The organism is Bacillus cereus group sp. BfR-BA-01310, from assembly GCF_022664325.1.
In the GTDB taxonomy this organism is placed as follows: Bacteria; Bacillota; Bacilli; order Bacillales; family Bacillaceae_G; genus Bacillus_A; species Bacillus_A paramycoides.
On sequence record NZ_JAKUHD010000004.1, the window covers coordinates 335,596 to 352,335 of the forward strand.

The window sequence follows — 16,740 nt, forward strand, 5'->3', positions numbered from 1 at the left end:
TCCCCTTCCCTTTTAGTATTACAATACTTCTTCTTTTTTCTTTAATACAACATCTGTTAAGCAATCAATAAATGCTGCTGATGCGTTTGGCATTTCTGGACGATAATATTTCGCGCCAATTTCGTCTGTTACAACTTTACACTCGAAGTCATTGTCATATAAAACTTCTAAATGTTCAGCAACAAATCCAACTGGTGCATATACGAATGAATTGTAGCCGTACTTTTCATTTAGTTCTCTCGTTAAATCTTGTACATCTGGACCAATCCAAGGGTCTGGTGTATTTCCGGCACTTTGCCATCCCACTGCATAATTTGCTATTTCTGCACCACGTGCAATATAGTCAGCTGTTTCATTTAATTGATCTGGATATGGATCGCCGAGTGCGATAATCTTTTCTGGTAAGCTATGTGCAGATACGATTAACACTGCTTTTTCACGTTCTGCTTCTGACATACCGTTATATATACCCTTCACTGCATCGACCCAATACTGAATGAATTTCGGTTCTTTATACCAGCTATCAATGCCGTGAATTGTTAAGTTTCCAAGTTTTTCTGCTTCTTCTTGCGCTCGTCCTACATACGATTTCACGCTAAAAGTAGAATAGTGAGGCGCAAGAACTAATGCGATTGCATCTTCTATTCCATCATTATGCATAGCTTGTACTGCATCTTCAATGAACGGCTCAATATGTTTCAAACCAAGATACATATGGAATTCCACTTCATCCTGCACTTCATTTAAACGCGTCTCTAACTTCTTAGCTTGCTCTAATGTAATAGTAGCTAAAGGAGAAATACCACCAATTGCACGGTAACGCTCTGTTAAATCTTCTAGCATTTCAGGACTTGGCTTTCTTCCTCTACGAATATGTGTATAGTAACGCTCAATATCTTCTTCTTTATATGGCGTTCCGTATGCCATTACAAGCAAACCAATTTTCTTTTTCATACAGCTATTCTCCTTTACTTCGCTAACTGTTCTTTAGAGTATTCATGAATAAATGTAGTTAAACGTTTTAATGTATCTGGATTTACTTCTGGGAATACACCATGACCTAAGTTAAATACGTAACCTGGTTGTTTCATCCCCTGGTCTAAAATACCTTTTACATGTTCTTCAATGACAGACCAAGGTGCTAGTAAGAACGAAGGGTCCATATTTCCTTGTACCGCCTTATGAACACCGCGTGCGCGTGCTTCTTCGATCGGTAAACGCCAATCTAAACCTACTACATCAAGAGGTAAGTCGTGCCATTCATTCACTAAGTGTCCTGCACCAACACCGTGCATAATCATTGGAACACCCATCGTGCGAACTTCCGCAAAAATACGCTCCATCGCTGGTTTAATAAATACGCGATAATCTGCTACATTTACTGTTCCAACCCAAGAATCGAAAATTTGAACAGCTTTTGCTCCTGCATTAATTTGCGCTTTTAAATATGTAATAACCATATCTGCAAGCTTATCCATTAAAGCGAACCAAGCTTTCGGCTCTGCATACATGAACGCTTTCGTATTATGATAGTTACGTGAAGGACCACCTTCAATCATATAGCTCGCTAACGTAAATGGAGCTCCTGAGAAACCGATTAACGGAACATCTAACATTTCTGTCGTTAATAAACGAATTGTATCTAGTATGTACGGTACGTCATCTTCTGGATTGATTTCCCCTAATTTTTCTACATCTTGTAAAGAGCGAATTGGCTTATCGATTACTGGGCCAATACCAGATTTAATTTCAACATCAACACCAATTGCAGGTAGTGGTGACATAATATCTTTATATAGAATTGCTGCGTCTACGTTATATTGATCAACTGGCAATTTTGTAACATAAGCGCACAACTCTGGATTATGTGTAATTTCAAATAAAGAATATTTCTCTTTTATCTTTCTATATTCCGGCTGTGAACGACCTGCTTGACGCATATACCATGCTGGTACATACTCTGTGCGTTCCCCCCTACATGCTTTTAAAAATGTCTCATTTATATTTCTTACCAAGACCCTTGCTCCCTTCCTTACCGATACTTTTACTTTAAATATGTTCTATTCCGATATTTATCTTTTTTTACTATACAGCTTGTAAAAACAAAATGCATAATATTATGTACGTTGTTCATTAAATTGACACAAACGTTCGTAAAACCGCTTACTATTTTCACAACATTCTTATTATAGCACAGAGAAAAACTACGGTTTAGCTACTTTTGACTTTTCTCCTTCACGATTCGTTTGTGTGTTATATGGCACAACGTAAAAACTCGGTTTTGAGAATATATTAATAAACTTTTCCTCATATTTCCCCGCTCCTTTTACTGTTCCAACATGAGTATGAATTCCTTTTTCCACTTTATAAATTCGATACATAATTCGCTCATCAGGAAGCGGTGTCCAGCTTAGTTTCATCGCAAATAAACCGAAAGGACTAAATGATAGTTTTGCTTCCACGTTTTTAATCTTATGTAAGCGAATCGGTAGTCCGATTGTTTCAACGCCTGTTGGCCTTTGAAAACTTGCTGTATCTTGTATGTTGGCTTTCGTTAAAATCTTCTTAAATAAAATCGTTGCAGATGCATTTCCATCTTGTAATTGATGCTCTTTATCAGTGCGATCATAGCCAATCCAAACCGCTCCAACTAAATTCGGCGTATATCCAACAAACCACATATCCCTTGCGCCATGATCGTCATTCGGAAGCGAAGTTGTACCCGTCTTTCCTGCTAGCGCTCCGTTATATACACCTGCTTTCGCTGTACCTTCTTTCACAACTCCTTCAAGCATCTTTGTCATATACCATGCCGTTTGCTTTGAAAAGACTTTCGTTTCAGATTTTGATGATTCACCAATGACTGCACCGTGTCTATTTAGCACTTTATCAATAACGTGCGGTTCGATTATATTCCCATTCGCTAAAAAAGAGCGGTACATTTTAACAAGATCAAATGGAGAAACGCCATTTTTCAATCCACCAAGTGCTGTACTTAAACCAGAGTCCGCAATATGAACATTCCCTTTCTCTAAATATTGCTTTCCTTCTTCTACCCCTAGCTCATTTAATAAAGATACAGCTGGTACATTGGCCGATTCTAACACTGCATCATACATCGTCATTTCTTTCGTATATTGATGATTATAGTTTCGAGGTTCATAGCCTTCGAAAGAATTTTTTTCATTCGTTAATAAAGAATACGGATTATATTTTTTCGTCTCTAAAGCTGGTCCATATACGATAAGCGGCTTTAAAACAGAACCAGGTTGCCGCTTTGCAAAGACACGATTAAACCCTCTCGGAACATACTCTCTTCCTCCAATCGCCGCTTTAATTCCGCCAGTCCGATTATCCATTAATAAAAATGCACCTTGCGCCCCGTTTTCTTTACCAGGGAAATTGCTTACATCTTGAAACTGGTTATATGCTACCTTTTGAACTTTTTCATCCATCGGTACAACAAATGTATATCCTCCGCGCAGTACTTCTTGATGAGACAAACCATATATACGTGCCGCTTCATCGACAACCATATCGATATACGGCATATATGCAAGTTCGCGTTCATCTACATTTTTATAAAGAGCGATTGTCTTCCCTTGATAACGAACACTATCTTCCGCTGTTAAATAGCCTTGTTTATGCATAAGTGACAAAACAAGATCACGGCGCTCTTTACTCTTTTCCAGAGATAAGTACGGCGAATAGCCATTTGGTGCTTTCGGAAGCCCAGCAAGCATCGCCCCTTCTTCTACTGTTAAATCCTCTACATTTTTATTAAAATACAATTTGGCCGCCGCTTGAATACCGTAAGCTCCATGGCCGAAATAAATATGGTTCATATACATTTCAAGAAGTTGCTGTTTCGTATATTTTTGCTCTAATTGAAGAGATATTGCGACCTCTTTCAATTTGCGCGTAAATGTTTTTTCTCGAGTTAAAAAGACATTTTTAGCTAGTTGCTGCGTAATCGTACTACCGCCTTCTACCTTCTCTCCAGCTAACGTGTCTTTATAGAGCGCCCGAAATATAGAAGGATAGTCAATTCCTTGATGCTCATAAAAACGAGAATCTTCCACAGCCACAAATGCTTGCTGCACGTACTTTGGAATTTGTTCAATCGGTACGAGCTCTCTATTCTCTACATATAATTTCGTAATTTCTTTTCCTTTCTGGTCAACGATACGTGATGAAGAGTGGAAAACGAGCTGCTTTTCATCCATCATATAGCCACCAGCTAACACAATAAGTTTATAGAGTACAATTGCTACTACAAACGTTGCTACCCCGCCTAATAAAGTCCACTTTACTTTCTTCATACATCGGCCTTCTTTCCAAATGATGGTACATTTATTATTTGAAAAAGGACTATCTTTATGTATATAATCTTCGAAGTTTTTTAAGGGAATTGATATAATAGAGACAAACCAAAAAGGGGGCATTAAAATGAAGGCTATTATTTCATACGAAACACCTCTAGAACAAGCACATTTCACTGCAAAAAATAATGAAAAAGATATGTTTTATAAAGAAAATACAGAAGAATCTGTAGAAGGTTCACTTAAGTATGACGTATTAGACGCTGTTGGAGAATTTAAAGGACAACCTGGCTTTATCGTTTGTAACAACATTTCTGTAACAGACGAAGGTCGCCCTGTATTTGAAAACCGTTTTAAAAATCGCGCAGGCCTTATCGAAAACGAACCTGGTTTCCAAGCAATCCGCGTTCTTCGCCCATTAAGTAATGATACATATGTCATTTTAACGATGTGGGAAACAGAGCAAAACTTTAAAGACTGGACAGAATCACGTTCATTCGAAAATGCTCATAAAAAACGCCCTGCACAAGCAGAAGCACAGACGCATCCACATGCCGAGCAGCAAAAAAGCATTTTCTCTCGCCCATCTTTCGTGACTACTTTTGATGTGTTAGTTTAGGTTTTGAGTACGTGATTTGGGGTACAGAGACCGCGGTACATGAAATTATATTAGCGATTTTTCGAATATATCGACTTATCAACAAATCACGACACACAAAAAGGAAACACCATTACACACCGGTGTTTCCTTTTTCTTTGTACCAATTATATATACGAAGTGCATCTTCTTTTCGCATATGCTTTACTTCATAACCGCGCCCAGCTACCGCTACGGGAGTTGTACATAATTTATCTTTTCTTTGAAAATACGATTGATTATAGCCTACTGCTTGAACATGTCTTCGTCGCATCATTCCTGTATATTTCGAAAAATCACGGTACACGACCGTTAGTTGATTTTCTCTTATTGCATAACCGCCACTTTTATATCTAGCATACGCAAGTAACGAAAACACGATAAATAACGGTAAAATAACGAATAACGCAATATATTGTTTAAAGTATATACTCACGCCGACAATTGGAACAGTGAGCATGATACTTATTAACCAGCCCATAATGACATAACGACGCAACGCTGTTTTTGGTAAATGAACGATCTCCTCTTCGATTTCATAAGGTAACTCTAAATATGCGAGCAGGTGCTGTACATATTTTTTCTTCATAAAAGGATGTAGCATCACTTCGTTACTTGCTGCTCCAATACTTTGAATTGCTTCCACTTCAACAGCACAATAACCAAATGGCTGGCGAAGAATACCTTCTTTCACAGTAATCGCTTGAATGCGGTGCAATTTTAAGACAAACTCTTTCTTTTCAAATAACCCTTGAACGATACAAATCTCTTCCCCTTTTCGCTCAATTTTAAAGTTTGCATATTTTAACACATATCCAGCCGTAGAAATAATCCATGAAATCGCCATTAAAATTACTGCAATCAAAATTAGTTTATAGACACCATTCCCCATCACATACGCTTCTATTTTATTTGTGAACCTTACCGGAAGAACATAATCAAACTTTGTGTAAAGAAGTACTAGTCCAGAAAACACTAGTCCGAACCGACCAGATGTAATCGCTGCTGCTAAAACTTCTTTCGATGTTAACTGATAAACCGTCTTGCTTTCTTCCTCTTCTATTTCTTCATTTACGGTAATTTCTTTCTTATGTAATAAAGAGATTAAATGTTTTGCTTCCTCTTCCTTAATACCCGCTAACATCACTTCTGGCTCACTACCGCCGCCCGCTACTTCTATATTTAACTTCGTAAGTCCAAGTATTTGATAAATGATGTTAGAAGACGTACTGATATTTTGCACACGGTCTTTATTTAAGTAGCTTTCCTTCTTTACAAAGACACCGTGCTTTATATGTAAAATATTATTCTCAATCCAGTACACTTTAAAATACCATTTAATTGCTGAAAAAATAGCCATAATGCATAAAATAAACAAAAGGAAAAGATAAAATAAATACCAAGGTTCCACTTGTTCATCAGGTTTAAATAAAACAAGAATAATAAGTGGCAACAAACTCGCAACCCTAATACCTAATAATATCGTGATTGGATGTTGCCTCTTATACAACCTCATCACTCACCTTCGCCAGTTCTCCAATTTGTCTTTTCAACTGTTCTGCTTCTTCTTTCGTTAAACCAGGAATACTATGAGAAGTTGCCGCTGTTGAAATGTGTAATTCTGCTAAATTATACTTTCTCATAATTGGCCCCTGTTCAATCGTAACGTGCTGCACACGAATCATTGGAATAAGTACTCGCTTTACAACGAACATGCCCTTTTGAATTTCAATCTCTTCTTCATTTAACCTATAACTATAATAGCGTTGACGTAAATTGGGAAATACAAAATAATCAAGCGGTATGTATATAATGGCTCCCGTTACTAGCAATCCAAACAACCAGCCCCACCAATGAAAATTAATCATAAAAAAGAAATATGCAATTACGACTGCTAGTATAACTGCTGCTCCAATTAAAGCGTGAATTCTCCACACTTTAAGCATATTAGAATGAATCTCTCTTTCTAACGGTTGCATGACATCACTCCAACTATATGAATTTATTAATTACATATTAGTTGTTATATACATTTTTGTAAATTTATACTTTTCTACATCGTATCAAGAACTTCTTTAAAATTCCCTTCATTAATTGAATACACTTGAAGCCGGATGTAATCTATAAAGAAAGAAGAGCTGATAGCAGCTCTTCTTTCTACAAATCATTTCTTCTATCACACGCAAATAATGTTTTTTAGGACGTTGTTTTTTCCAATCATAAAACTTTACTTCGAGCACTATAATTCACTCCTTTTAATAAAAAACACTATAAAAATAGTGTAATCCTACAACATCATAGCCTCGCACATAAATTATATTAAAAATAAAGCTAGTTTTTTATAAATTTTTTGATATAATTACATACGGGAAACGGGAAGAATTTTGTCTTCCCTTGTGTTTTTTATTTGCATCTAGTTCTTTTGCTAGATGCCTTTTTTATATCATTTTACATAACTTATATAGTAAGAGGATGATCCCATTGAAAAAATTTGCCGTTAGTTATTTAACATGCTTACTAGTTTTCTCTATCGTTGTGAATGTTTTACCTTATAAGACGGCGGTAATTCTTTATTCACTAAATAAAAAAATGTTATTACTTCTCTTTATTTAAGTAATAACATTTTTATTTATAAACTACTTAACAAATTTGCTTCCAACTAGCATCCTTTATATCTTCACTAGTCGGTTTTCTAACTAATCCAGCACATCGCTTTTCACAAGCACCAAACACAATGAAATTTTTCTGCGCTTGTCTTAACGAAGCTTCATTTGCGCCGCCTTCAAGGTCAGGATCTTTAAACTGAACAGGATCATCTTCCCAATAACATATTTTACAAATTTCATATGTACCTGGTGGTTCTTCTTCTAATGTTTTATATCCGCAGCATGGGCAAGTGTATTTCATTTGGTCACTCCATTATCAACTTATTTTTTCTCCCATATATTCCGACTCACAAAAAATGTAACAGCGCAAATCATAGTTAGCCCCATGAGACACATCACTTGAAAAGTACGAGAATCTTCATATACAGTTGGAATTCCTATCGTTAAGAAACAAAAAATAAAAACAATACTAAAGGCTAAAAGAAGATATACTAGTAAAGATATAATATAGCTTAATTTAAATGGTAAAATGATAAATCTAAACAATAACTCTCCAAGAAGACATCCACCTAAAATAATAGGTGCTCCAAAATACAATGTAAGGACTCCCATTTGCGAAGTAGCTTGAATTAAATTTCCAAGTATGGTCGAAGTCTCCTCATTAAATCTTTCCATTCTATCATATAACTGAAGTACCATTACTGAAACGAATAAACTTAATATAGAAAATGAATACGGAATTAAAAATTTGCTCATTCTCAATCTCATTCACCTCACTTTTTTGCTTCACATATATTATTCATTATTTTCTACCATTTTTACATAGAAAAATAACCCGTCTTCCACGAAAGACGAGCCATTCAATTAACTCTCACTTATTCTCTTCTTATACCAATCTTGCATTCTCTCCGCATCTTTTACTCTTATATGCTCTAATTTGTAACTCGATGATGCACTAGAAAACTTGTACGTACATAAATGTGCTCGGCGCTGGAAATATGATTGTGTCTTCTCAATTGATTGAACGTGTCTTCTTCTTACAAGCCCTGTATATTTCCCGACACTGCGATACACAATTGTAATTTGCTCTCCGTTGACGCTGTAACCATTTGTTTTAAATGTTGCATATCCAAGTGTAAAGATGAGGATAGCGAGCGGTAATAAAGCCCACATAATGACGTACTTTTCAAAGTATATACTTATTCCCGTAATCGGAATTGCCAGCATGGCGAAGAGTAGAAAACTATCTATTAAATAACGACGCAACGCTGCTTTTGGTAATGATGTAATGTTTGTATTCAGTTCATATGGTAATTGTAAATGCGCAAGTAAATCTTGCACACGATCTTTTCGAATGATCGGATGCAGCGTAACCTTTTCCTCTTTTCCCTCACTTTGAATTACTTCTACTTGCACAGCACAGTAACCGAACGGTTGACGTAAAATACCTTCTCTTATTGTAATCCCTTGAATGCGGTGTAACTTTAGTACAAGTTCTTTCCTTTCAAGCAAACCTTGAGAAATACGGACTTCATCATTTCTTCGATTCACCGTGAAATTCCCATGTTTTAACGCGTAACCGATTGTGGATATAATCCAAGAAACGACGAGGAAAATGGCTACCATGTAAATCCAGCCATATATATCATGATCCATTACATACGACTCTACTCTATTTTTTATCCATTTCGGAATGTACTCATCCACTTGGTTATAAACGAAAAGTATTAAAGAGAATAGTAATCCAAATTGGCCCGATGTAACAGATGCTAACAAAATTTCTTTCCAAGTTAATTTGTATTCTGTCGCTTGTTTTTCCTCTGTAATAATTTCTTTTTCTACTACTTCTTCTGATGTTTCTTCTGTTTCTTCTGTTTTTACTGCCTTAGCTGGCTCATTTAGCATCGCAATGAGCTCTGTCGCCTCTTCTATCGTAATACCAGCTAAACTAACTTCCGGATCATTTCCTCCGCCAGCTGTTTCGATTTTAATTTTCTTTAAACCGAGTATTTGATATAAAACGCTCGAACTTGTATTAATCGTTTGAACACGTTCTTTATTTAAGTAACTCTCCTTTTTCACAAAGAGACCTTGCTTAATGTGCAATACGTTATTTTCGACCCAGTATACTGTGTAATACCATTTTTCAATCACTGAAAAAATCGTAATTAAGGCGAATCCAGCGGGAACTAAATACCAAAATGGGAACTTTCCGTTTAAACTAAACATGAAAATAATTAATGGTAAAAAGTCTGTTACTTTTAATTCTAATAACATCGTGATGGGATGCTGCCTCTTATACATCCTCATCACTCACCTTCGCTAATTCTGCGATTTTCGTTTTTAGCATCTCTGCTTCATACATCGTTAAACCTGGGATGCTATGAGAAGTTGCCGCCGTTGAAATATGCAGTTCTGCTAATCCGTATTGTCTCATAATTGGCCCTTGCTCAATCGTTACGTGCTGTACACGAATCATCGGAACTAATACACGTTTTACAACGAAAAGACCGTGTTGAATTTCAAGCTCTTCTTCATTTAATTGATAGCTATAATAACGCTGACGCAATTTCGGAAACGTAAAGTAATCAAACGGCGTATACACGATTGTTAATCCGATGAGCACATAGAAAATCCAAGCCCACCAATTAAACTTAATCATAAGGAAAAGATATGCCAAAATGACTATAATACTAATTCCTAGCTCAATTAAGGAACGCGTTTTCCACACCTTGACCATGTCAGGGTGAATTTCATTTCTCAATGGCTGCATGTAACCACTCCAAATCTAGTAATCTAATATATGAATTCTCTCAAGTTACATTTTACATAATTTCACAGAAAATGAGAATACTATTATTTCCCTTCTTCCTTGTCTTTTTTCTCAGGAATAAAATATCCGAACCAAAGTAGCCAAATGAAACCAATTAACGAAAACCAACCTTTATCACCTTGAAAAGCATCAATCATACTTGGGATTTTATAAACCCCAATAAATCCAAGAAAACCGAGCCACCAATTTTTTTGCATTCTCATCTCTATTCCTCCTTCATTACATTTTTCACATTTTGAATCCAAATTTCTTTATACTTTAACTGGAATCCCATTAACATGTAGTTGTTCATATTATCGATAACGAGCGCTAACGTATGAGCGTTTTCTTCTTTTGCATGTTGTGACACAACTCCCAGCTCCACACCTTTTTTCAATAAATCGTGAAATCCATTTAAGAACTCTTCTTGTATTTCAAATAAGCGTTTCTGATACTTTTCATTTCGCGTCGCAGTTACCATAAATTCATTTATAACGCGGAGTATTTCTTGTTCCCCTTCATACTCAGACAACATATGTAAGCCATCTGCGATTAACTTTTCTTCAAATTTCCCTTTCGTATATTGTTCTTTATCGAAGTAATTGGCGAAATGATACCCAGAAAAAATCTCTTCAAATAAAAAGTCTACTAACGCCTCTTTAGATGAAAAATGATAATAAATAGCTGGCTTTGATATTCCAACTTCTTTCGCAATCATTGAAAGGCTCATCTTCTCGATGCCGTGCTCTGCCATTAGTTTAAATGATGCATCTACAATACTCTGCGATGTTTGTAAATTTTTTGTCATATAATAAAGATACCATTATTAGAGGGTATATATGGAAATAAAAAAGAAGAGTATTGGCATATTTTTTCGCTTTAATATTTACTATTTTAGTAGGGTGTAATGTGGAAAATAATAAAGAGGAAGAAATCATTAATAAAGCAAACGAAGAAACTATTAAATACTTCAAGGAGAAGGAAAACGTAGATGTAACTATTACTAAACATAAATTCACTCCAAATGATCTTCAAACAATTTTTATATCTGGTTATGTAACAAATGACAAAAATAAAGAATTTAGTGTTGCAGTTGAATACGCTAATAACTATCATATCAGTACCATTTCAACCACCAAAAATTTCGAACTAAAACATGATTAGTTAACGGTTCGTTGAAATATCTTTTCTTTATAAAAATCCCAAATAAACCTATACCGTCAAAAACACTCGTAGATTGTATCTACGAGTGTTTTTTTACAATCCTTAAGTACAGTCGAGAAACATACAAGCTATTAAAAACCGTGGGGACACCTATAAATATTTCAAAAGCAATAAAATAATCTCTAAACACGGAAAATATGAATAAATCAGGAAAAGTTTACAGTTCACATAAAAGTAAGGGAATATATGGCATGTTATTATTAAGATCTAAATATATAAGGGGTGAAATAAAGGTGGAAGCTGAAACGAAATCAAAGATTTGGGAATACGTTGGCTGGGGGGCTATTGTTATTGTCGGAGCTATTGCAACTTTTGGCGTTATGATGCTAATATTTGGCGATCCCAAAACTAAATACAAATCTCAAGAAGTTACAACGGAGAGACAAGAAATCACTATTACAAATCAACGATTTACTTCTAAAAAAGCATAAAGTAAAATAAACCCATAAAAAACAAGGAGCGTTAATATGGGATATGGCGGTAAAGGTGGTAGTGGCGGCGGTGAAGATGGCAAAGATAGTAAGAGCGGTGGTAGCGGATTTATATTACTCATTGTGCTCTTTATCGGATTAATTATAATTGGAGCCAACTATAGCGGACTTGGTTTCTAAGAAAAGACACAATTCAGTTAGTTATAACAACAAAAAAGAAGGCATCCTAAATTACACATGTAAGGTGCCTTCTTTTTGTAAAGCAAATCAATTTTTATTAATCAACCGCATACGATAACAATTCACCGTCACTTCCCCAAGCCTTTGCAATAATTGATAATTTGCATATGCTCCGACTGGGGCACCGATGATTGGGACGAGCTGGAGCATTTTTGCTAAATCAATATAGTCTCGGTACTCTGTTTGGAACCTTTCCCAGTCCATATGATTTTCTTCTTCTGTATCCCACGTTTCAATAGCTTTCCATATTTCTTTTCTATGATCATCACTAGAAAAAGCAAGTTGGAAAACGTGAAGAATAAAAAGGCGTTCTTCTTTTTTACTCGTATCAAATCCGTACAATGTTGCCGCATCAAATAAAAACTTAATTTTAATGCTGAGGAGTAGCGGAAAATCAGCAAGGCCAAGGAGAATACCACCTGCTCCTGTTCCTGCCCCTTCTGCCGCTGCGACTTTTTTATATTCATCTAATTTTTTACGTACTTCATCGTCTCGTCTTTGCAGTGACCAGTTCGTTTCTTTTAGCTTCGGTTTTATGAAGTTTGATCCAGCACTAATCGTTTGCACCATCATCCGAATCGTTTCTGTTAGTACCTTTTGTACTTTCGCGGGCACTAGCTGTTGCACTTTCACCTGCACTTTTTTAGAGAACCGTGTCATCATAGAAGAATCTTTCATGAATGTAGCTTTCCACTGCTCCAATTCTTTTATAACCTTCTCTTCATATGTAATCATAGGTTCATTCCTTTCAGTTTAAACGCTCAATGCGTTTCGCCCCGTACCGGTAAACGAAACCGATACTAAATAATATGCTTACGACAAATAAAATGACTGTCATCATGAAATCTTTCGTCGCAAGTGCAAATGTAATTGTAAATACACCGCTACCAATGATGAGAATCGCATTTAATAAAGTAAGAAAATCTTTCTTCTTCTCCTCTACCCCTACTGGATATAAATCAAGCCAAATTTTCATGCGGTGATGTTTCCAAAGAGTTAATAGCTGGTAACCGATTAAGTATAAGAAAACAAGACTTACGATAAAGCGTCCATATAAAAACGGGATAAAGTAAAGAATGACTCCTCCAAGAACGAGTAAGCGCATATATAATCCGAAATAGTTACCCGATCTTAAAAACGTTCTCGTATATAAGTATAAATATGTACGTTTCTCACCGATCATCGAAAGAATGAAATCAAGCCATTTTCGGCGTGATACTCTCTCTTTTAATGCTGGTACATCAACGAACATATTCGCGATGCGGTATAATAGCATCATTTTTTTACCTTCTTCAGAAATTAAATACTCCCAGTTCAGCGGCTTTCCTTTTACCTTTTGATGCATAACAGCAAGGTATAGCACCATTAAAAAGACGATTACGCCGATGAAAATGATTGAAGTACGTTCTATAAGGAAATACACGAATAAGCCGTTTAAGATAAAACGAACGAACCAATCTGCTTTTTGAACAGTTTGATCTGTTAAAAATGATTTTTCCCACGCTACGAATAAATTCCACGCTTTTACAATGACAAACGCGATTACAATCCATATGTAAGCCGCTCCTGTTTGCTTCATTTGCTGGAAGTATAACGGGGCAAGCGCAGCTGCTACGATTGCGATTATGTATAACTGAATCATAAACGTAAAGAGAAATGCCTTTGTAAAATAAGGCTTTAACTTTTCTTCAACTGGCAGCAAATAAACGAGATCCGCTTCTTTTAATAACGTTTGTATGGATCCGGCTGTTAATACGAGGCCAAGTAAGACTGCCATAACGATCGCCGTAGGAAACGAAGGTGTTAACGTTTGTAACCATTGCTGGTAATAATACGCTCCTGCACCGATGATAAATACGAAAATAAATTTCAAATGATCGTTAAATACGTATTTACTATATGTACGAACTTCTTTTAGAAAGTGCCGGAATCGTTCTTTCCATAACGCTGTGCTATTCATAATCTTCTTCCTTTGTTAACGCAATGTAAATATCATCTAACGTTGCACCAGGCATGTTAAATTGTGATTGCAGTTCAGATAACGTTCCCTTCGCTCTTACTTCACCTTGATGCAAAATAATGAACGAATCACAATAGCGCTCTGCTGTCGCTAAAATATGTGTACTCATTAATATGCCTGCACCGCTCTTTTTCATTTGATCCATCATTTGAAGAAGTGATTGAATCGCTAAAGGATCAAGCCCAACGAAAGGTTCGTCCACAATGTAAAGAGATGGTTCAACGAGAAATGCACTCATAATCATTACTTTTTGTTTCATCCCTTTTGAGAAATGAGACGGAAACCATTTCAAACGATTTTTCATGCGAAACTCTTGTAATAGTTGTCCTACGCGTTCTTCATATTGTTTTTCATCTACACCGTACGCCATCGCTGTTAATTTCAAATGTTCTTCTAACGTTAACTCATCATATAATACTGGCGTTTCTGGAATGAAGGAGAAACTAGAACGGTACGCTGTCATATCATCACGTATTGTTTTCCCGTTAATTGTGACAGTTCCTTTTTTCGGTTCCATTAAACCGATGATATGTTTAATTGTCGTACTTTTACCAGCTCCATTTAAACCGATTAAGCCAACAAGTTCGCCTTTATTAACAGAGAACGAAACATTTTGCAGTACAGGTCGTTTCGTATATCCTCCTGTAACATTTTCTACACGCAATAACTCGCTCATACGACACCACTTTCTTCATTTATATTCATTCTCTTTTCTAAGAAATGTATATATTCATCTTACCAAAAATCATCGTGCACTACATAGTATCGATGTTTTCAAAAAAAAATTAAATTTCTTGGCATATATTTTTACGAAAGCGGACATCATAATTAGTGAAGAAGGAACACATTGAAAAAGCTACCACCAATTGATGAGTATAACAACATAGTGAAGTCATCATGAAATGGGGTGTCCATGTTGGACAAAGAAATTTACACATAACCAGATCATTTGTTTCATTTTCGAAACGGGGTGTCTCCGAAAGAGCATATACTGTTTTAAAAAATAAACAATTTCATTTTAAAAAAGATTGCAATATCATTTCACTTGAAAATGGGGTGTCTACGGCAGAAACTTTAGCCGATTTACCATGCATTTCTTAAATAAATGAGGTGTCTGCGAACCGTAAATTATAAAAAATGCTTTTTCAATCCCTCTTCAGAAAACAGGAAGCTGAGTCAGCTTCCTGTTTTTCGTGTTTGTTCTCCTATATAATTATGGTAAAATACGGCTAAGGCTATTTGAAAGGATGAGATCGATGAATCATACAGCGGACAATTGTATTTTTTGTAAAATCATTGACGGGCAAATCCCTTGCTCAAAAGTATACGAAGATGAGCATGTACTTGCATTTTTAGATATTAGTCAAGTAACAAAAGGACATACTCTTGTTATTCCAAAAGTACACAAACAAGACATTTTTGCGTTAACGCCAGAAATCGCATCACATATTTTTGCTGTCGTTCCAAAAATCGCAAATGCAATGAAAGCAGAATTTAATCCAGTTGGCTTTAACCTACTTAACAATAACGGTGAAAAAGCTGGACAAACTGTATTCCACTTCCACCTTCATTTAATTCCACGCTACGGTGAAAACGATGGTTTCGGTGCTGTTTGGAAATCACACCAAAATGAATACACAATGGAAAATTTACAAAACATCGCAAGCACAATTGCAAATAGTGTGAAATAGTGCCACTATAAAAAGACGTAAAACATAACTGTACATAACAAGCTAATTCCTCCGAAAGAAATATATTGCATAGCTTGTTTCTTCATCCAAAATGCCGGAGGATATAACCTTTTCTGTTTTACGAAAAAAAGTAAATGCATAGCACGTACAAGGAAGAAAAGAATTACGATAAAAATAAATTATCGCTAATAACCTCCTTGTCTTAAGCATATGCACACTTTTATACATCATGAATACGAACGAAAAATAAGGAGGTTTCCTTTTATGTCAAAAGCTAAATCCTTTATTACAGGTGTAATTTGCGGCGGAGCAGTTGCTGGACTAGCCGTTCTTTTCTCAACTCCTTCTTCTGGTAAAGATATGCGCGGTAAGCTGAAAGAAAAAGGAACTGATATTAAAAAGACTTTAGCTGATATTACAGCTGATACAAAGTTATTAAAGCGTCAAATCGTTGAAACTGCTTCAGAAGGTAAAGAAGTATTTCAAGAGCTAAAAGATGATATGCACGACACTCTTTCTAACTGGAAACAAGATATTTCTCAAAATAAGCGTCATATTGAACAAGAAATTTTAGACATTCAAAAGTCAATTGAGAAACTACAAGATGCTGTTCCAGAAAAAGCGTAAACATATTCACGCTTAGTTTTTTGCATATAACAAATATTTTTCATACGAATTGACCTTAACACGGCATATCACATAGATATGCCGTGTTTTTATGCATTTACAATATATGTTATCCCTTAACATGTACAGA

Annotated in this window: 21 protein-coding genes and 1 pseudogene; 6 read left to right on the top strand and 16 right to left on the bottom strand. The window is 35.8% G+C overall.

All coding sequences use genetic code 11. The features are described 5' to 3' along the window. Nucleotides 1-18 precede the first annotated feature (18 nt). From hemH to MR109_RS12225, 3 genes are all read right to left on the bottom strand, one after another. A complete protein-coding gene (gene hemH / locus MR109_RS12215) occupies nt 19-954 on the bottom strand; it encodes a ferrochelatase (RefSeq protein WP_048369810.1) in 936 nt (311 codons plus the stop codon). A 14-nt stretch (nt 955-968) separates the two neighbouring features. Next, a complete protein-coding gene (hemE, locus tag MR109_RS12220) occupies nt 969-2,015 on the bottom strand; it encodes a uroporphyrinogen decarboxylase (RefSeq protein ID WP_002170724.1) in 1,047 nt (348 codons plus the stop codon). A gap of 189 nt (nt 2,016-2,204) precedes the next feature. Continuing rightward, a complete protein-coding gene (locus MR109_RS12225; protein WP_048369814.1) occupies nt 2,205-4,322 on the bottom strand; it encodes a transglycosylase domain-containing protein in 2,118 nt (705 codons plus the stop codon). Nucleotides 4,323-4,449: 127 nt separating this feature from the next. Between MR109_RS12225 and hmoB the strand changes: the two genes are divergently transcribed. Beyond that, entirely contained in the window at nt 4,450-4,941 is a 492-nt protein-coding gene (gene hmoB, locus MR109_RS12230) for a heme-degrading monooxygenase HmoB (RefSeq protein ID WP_242272225.1), read from the top strand. 112 nt (nt 4,942-5,053) lie between these two features. Here the strand turns inward: hmoB and MR109_RS12235 are convergent, their stop codons facing one another. The 9 genes and pseudogenes from MR109_RS12235 to MR109_RS12275 all read right to left on the bottom strand — a co-directional run bounded on the left by MR109_RS12235 (nt 5,054) and on the right by MR109_RS12275 (nt 11,185). After that, the gene (locus MR109_RS12235) at nt 5,054-6,469 is read right to left on the bottom strand and encodes a PH domain-containing protein (protein ID WP_242272226.1); all 1,416 of its coding nucleotides are present in this window, start codon (nt 6,467-6,469) and stop codon (nt 5,054-5,056) included. After that, nucleotides 6,462-6,938, bottom strand: a complete 477-nt coding sequence (locus MR109_RS12240) for a PH domain-containing protein (RefSeq protein ID WP_242272228.1) — start codon at nt 6,936-6,938, stop codon at nt 6,462-6,464. The genes MR109_RS12235 and MR109_RS12240 overlap by 8 nt, the downstream gene beginning before the upstream one ends. Before the next feature lie 74 nt (nt 6,939-7,012). Beyond that, nucleotides 7,013-7,084 (bottom strand): annotated as a pseudogene (locus MR109_RS12245) (protoporphyrinogen oxidase); the annotation flags it as partial. A gap of 515 nt (nt 7,085-7,599) precedes the next feature. Beyond that, nucleotides 7,600-7,866, bottom strand: a complete 267-nt coding sequence (locus MR109_RS12250; RefSeq protein WP_098475468.1) for a CPCC family cysteine-rich protein — start codon at nt 7,864-7,866, stop codon at nt 7,600-7,602. 20 nt (nt 7,867-7,886) lie between these two features. After that, the gene (locus MR109_RS12255) at nt 7,887-8,321 is read right to left on the bottom strand and encodes a hypothetical protein (protein ID WP_048369826.1); all 435 of its coding nucleotides are present in this window, start codon (nt 8,319-8,321) and stop codon (nt 7,887-7,889) included. 108 nt (nt 8,322-8,429) lie between these two features. Next, complete coding sequence (locus MR109_RS12260) at nt 8,430-9,869, bottom strand: PH domain-containing protein (RefSeq protein ID WP_098304538.1); 1,440 nt, start codon at nt 9,867-9,869, stop codon at nt 8,430-8,432. Next, nucleotides 9,862-10,338 (bottom strand): PH domain-containing protein, encoded by a 477-nt coding sequence (locus tag MR109_RS12265; protein WP_242272230.1) that lies wholly within the window; start codon nt 10,336-10,338, stop codon nt 9,862-9,864. Before MR109_RS12265 ends, MR109_RS12260 begins: the two co-directional genes overlap by 8 nt. Nucleotides 10,339-10,421: 83 nt before the next feature. Then, complete coding sequence (locus MR109_RS12270) at nt 10,422-10,601, bottom strand: hypothetical protein (RefSeq protein WP_048369833.1); 180 nt, start codon at nt 10,599-10,601, stop codon at nt 10,422-10,424. A 2-nt stretch (nt 10,602-10,603) separates the two neighbouring features. Then, entirely contained in the window at nt 10,604-11,185 is a 582-nt protein-coding gene (locus MR109_RS12275) for a TetR/AcrR family transcriptional regulator (RefSeq protein ID WP_242272231.1), read from the bottom strand. A 74-nt stretch (nt 11,186-11,259) separates the two neighbouring features. Between MR109_RS12275 and MR109_RS12280 the strand changes: the two genes are divergently transcribed. The 3 genes from MR109_RS12280 to MR109_RS12290 all read left to right on the top strand — a co-directional run bounded on the left by MR109_RS12280 (nt 11,260) and on the right by MR109_RS12290 (nt 12,212). Then, entirely contained in the window at nt 11,260-11,541 is a 282-nt protein-coding gene (locus tag MR109_RS12280; RefSeq protein ID WP_242272254.1) for a DUF1433 domain-containing protein, read from the top strand. A gap of 293 nt (nt 11,542-11,834) precedes the next feature. After that, nucleotides 11,835-12,032, top strand: a complete 198-nt coding sequence (locus MR109_RS12285; protein WP_242272233.1) for a hypothetical protein — start codon at nt 11,835-11,837, stop codon at nt 12,030-12,032. Between the two features lie 36 nt (nt 12,033-12,068). Then, complete coding sequence (locus MR109_RS12290) at nt 12,069-12,212, top strand: YjcZ family sporulation protein (protein WP_242272234.1); 144 nt, start codon at nt 12,069-12,071, stop codon at nt 12,210-12,212. Between the two features lie 87 nt (nt 12,213-12,299). Here MR109_RS12290 and ecsC read toward each other — a convergent pair whose 3' ends face one another. From ecsC to ecsA, 3 genes are read right to left on the bottom strand one after another with little or no spacing between them, the layout of a single operon-like run. After that, the gene (ecsC, locus tag MR109_RS12295) at nt 12,300-13,007 is read right to left on the bottom strand and encodes an ecs operon protein EcsC (RefSeq protein ID WP_098304533.1); all 708 of its coding nucleotides are present in this window, start codon (nt 13,005-13,007) and stop codon (nt 12,300-12,302) included. 13 nt (nt 13,008-13,020) lie between these two features. Beyond that, nucleotides 13,021-14,232, bottom strand: a complete 1,212-nt coding sequence (locus tag MR109_RS12300) for an ABC transporter permease (protein ID WP_242272236.1) — start codon at nt 14,230-14,232, stop codon at nt 13,021-13,023. Then, on the bottom strand, nt 14,225-14,968 hold the full coding sequence (ecsA, locus tag MR109_RS12305; RefSeq protein ID WP_025149442.1) for an ABC transporter ATP-binding protein EcsA: 744 nt from the start codon (nt 14,966-14,968) through the stop codon (nt 14,225-14,227). The genes MR109_RS12300 and ecsA overlap by 8 nt, the downstream gene beginning before the upstream one ends. Before the next feature lie 580 nt (nt 14,969-15,548). Here ecsA and MR109_RS12310 point away from each other — a divergent pair. After that, entirely contained in the window at nt 15,549-15,983 is a 435-nt protein-coding gene (locus MR109_RS12310) for an HIT family protein (RefSeq protein ID WP_001016832.1), read from the top strand. 5 nt (nt 15,984-15,988) lie between these two features. Here the strand turns inward: MR109_RS12310 and MR109_RS30550 are convergent, their stop codons facing one another. Continuing rightward, nucleotides 15,989-16,159, bottom strand: a complete 171-nt coding sequence (locus MR109_RS30550) for a membrane protein YhzF (protein WP_472873433.1) — start codon at nt 16,157-16,159, stop codon at nt 15,989-15,991. An 88-nt stretch (nt 16,160-16,247) separates the two neighbouring features. Between MR109_RS30550 and MR109_RS12315 the strand changes: the two genes are divergently transcribed. Then, the gene (locus MR109_RS12315; RefSeq protein ID WP_002170707.1) at nt 16,248-16,610 is read left to right on the top strand and encodes a YtxH domain-containing protein; all 363 of its coding nucleotides are present in this window, start codon (nt 16,248-16,250) and stop codon (nt 16,608-16,610) included. Nucleotides 16,611-16,740 lie beyond the last annotated feature (130 nt).

Coding starts and splice junctions, on each gene's coding strand:
- hemH (WP_048369810.1), bottom strand. CDS start 954: ATGAAAAAGAAAATTGGTTTGCTTGTAATGGCATACGGAACGCCATAT.
- MR109_RS12225 (WP_048369814.1), bottom strand. CDS start 4,322: ATGAAGAAAGTAAAGTGGACTTTATTAGGCGGGGTAGCAACGTTTGTA.
- hmoB (WP_242272225.1), top strand. CDS start 4,450: ATGAAGGCTATTATTTCATACGAAACACCTCTAGAACAAGCACATTTC.
- MR109_RS12240 (WP_242272228.1), bottom strand. CDS start 6,938: ATGCAACCGTTAGAAAGAGAGATTCATTCTAATATGCTTAAAGTGTGG.
- MR109_RS12250 (WP_098475468.1), bottom strand. CDS start 7,866: ATGAAATACACTTGCCCATGCTGCGGATATAAAACATTAGAAGAAGAA.
- MR109_RS12255 (WP_048369826.1), bottom strand. CDS start 8,321: ATGAGCAAATTTTTAATTCCGTATTCATTTTCTATATTAAGTTTATTC.
- MR109_RS12260 (WP_098304538.1), bottom strand. CDS start 9,869: ATGTATAAGAGGCAGCATCCCATCACGATGTTATTAGAATTAAAAGTA.
- MR109_RS12265 (WP_242272230.1), bottom strand. CDS start 10,338: ATGCAGCCATTGAGAAATGAAATTCACCCTGACATGGTCAAGGTGTGG.
- MR109_RS12270 (WP_048369833.1), bottom strand. CDS start 10,601: ATGAGAATGCAAAAAAATTGGTGGCTCGGTTTTCTTGGATTTATTGGG.
- MR109_RS12275 (WP_242272231.1), bottom strand. CDS start 11,185: ATGACAAAAAATTTACAAACATCGCAGAGTATTGTAGATGCATCATTT.
- MR109_RS12290 (WP_242272234.1), top strand. CDS start 12,069: ATGGGATATGGCGGTAAAGGTGGTAGTGGCGGCGGTGAAGATGGCAAA.
- ecsC (WP_098304533.1), bottom strand. CDS start 13,007: ATGATTACATATGAAGAGAAGGTTATAAAAGAATTGGAGCAGTGGAAA.
- MR109_RS12300 (WP_242272236.1), bottom strand. CDS start 14,232: ATGAATAGCACAGCGTTATGGAAAGAACGATTCCGGCACTTTCTAAAA.
- ecsA (WP_025149442.1), bottom strand. CDS start 14,968: ATGAGCGAGTTATTGCGTGTAGAAAATGTTACAGGAGGATATACGAAA.
- MR109_RS12310 (WP_001016832.1), top strand. CDS start 15,549: ATGAATCATACAGCGGACAATTGTATTTTTTGTAAAATCATTGACGGG.
- MR109_RS12315 (WP_002170707.1), top strand. CDS start 16,248: ATGTCAAAAGCTAAATCCTTTATTACAGGTGTAATTTGCGGCGGAGCA.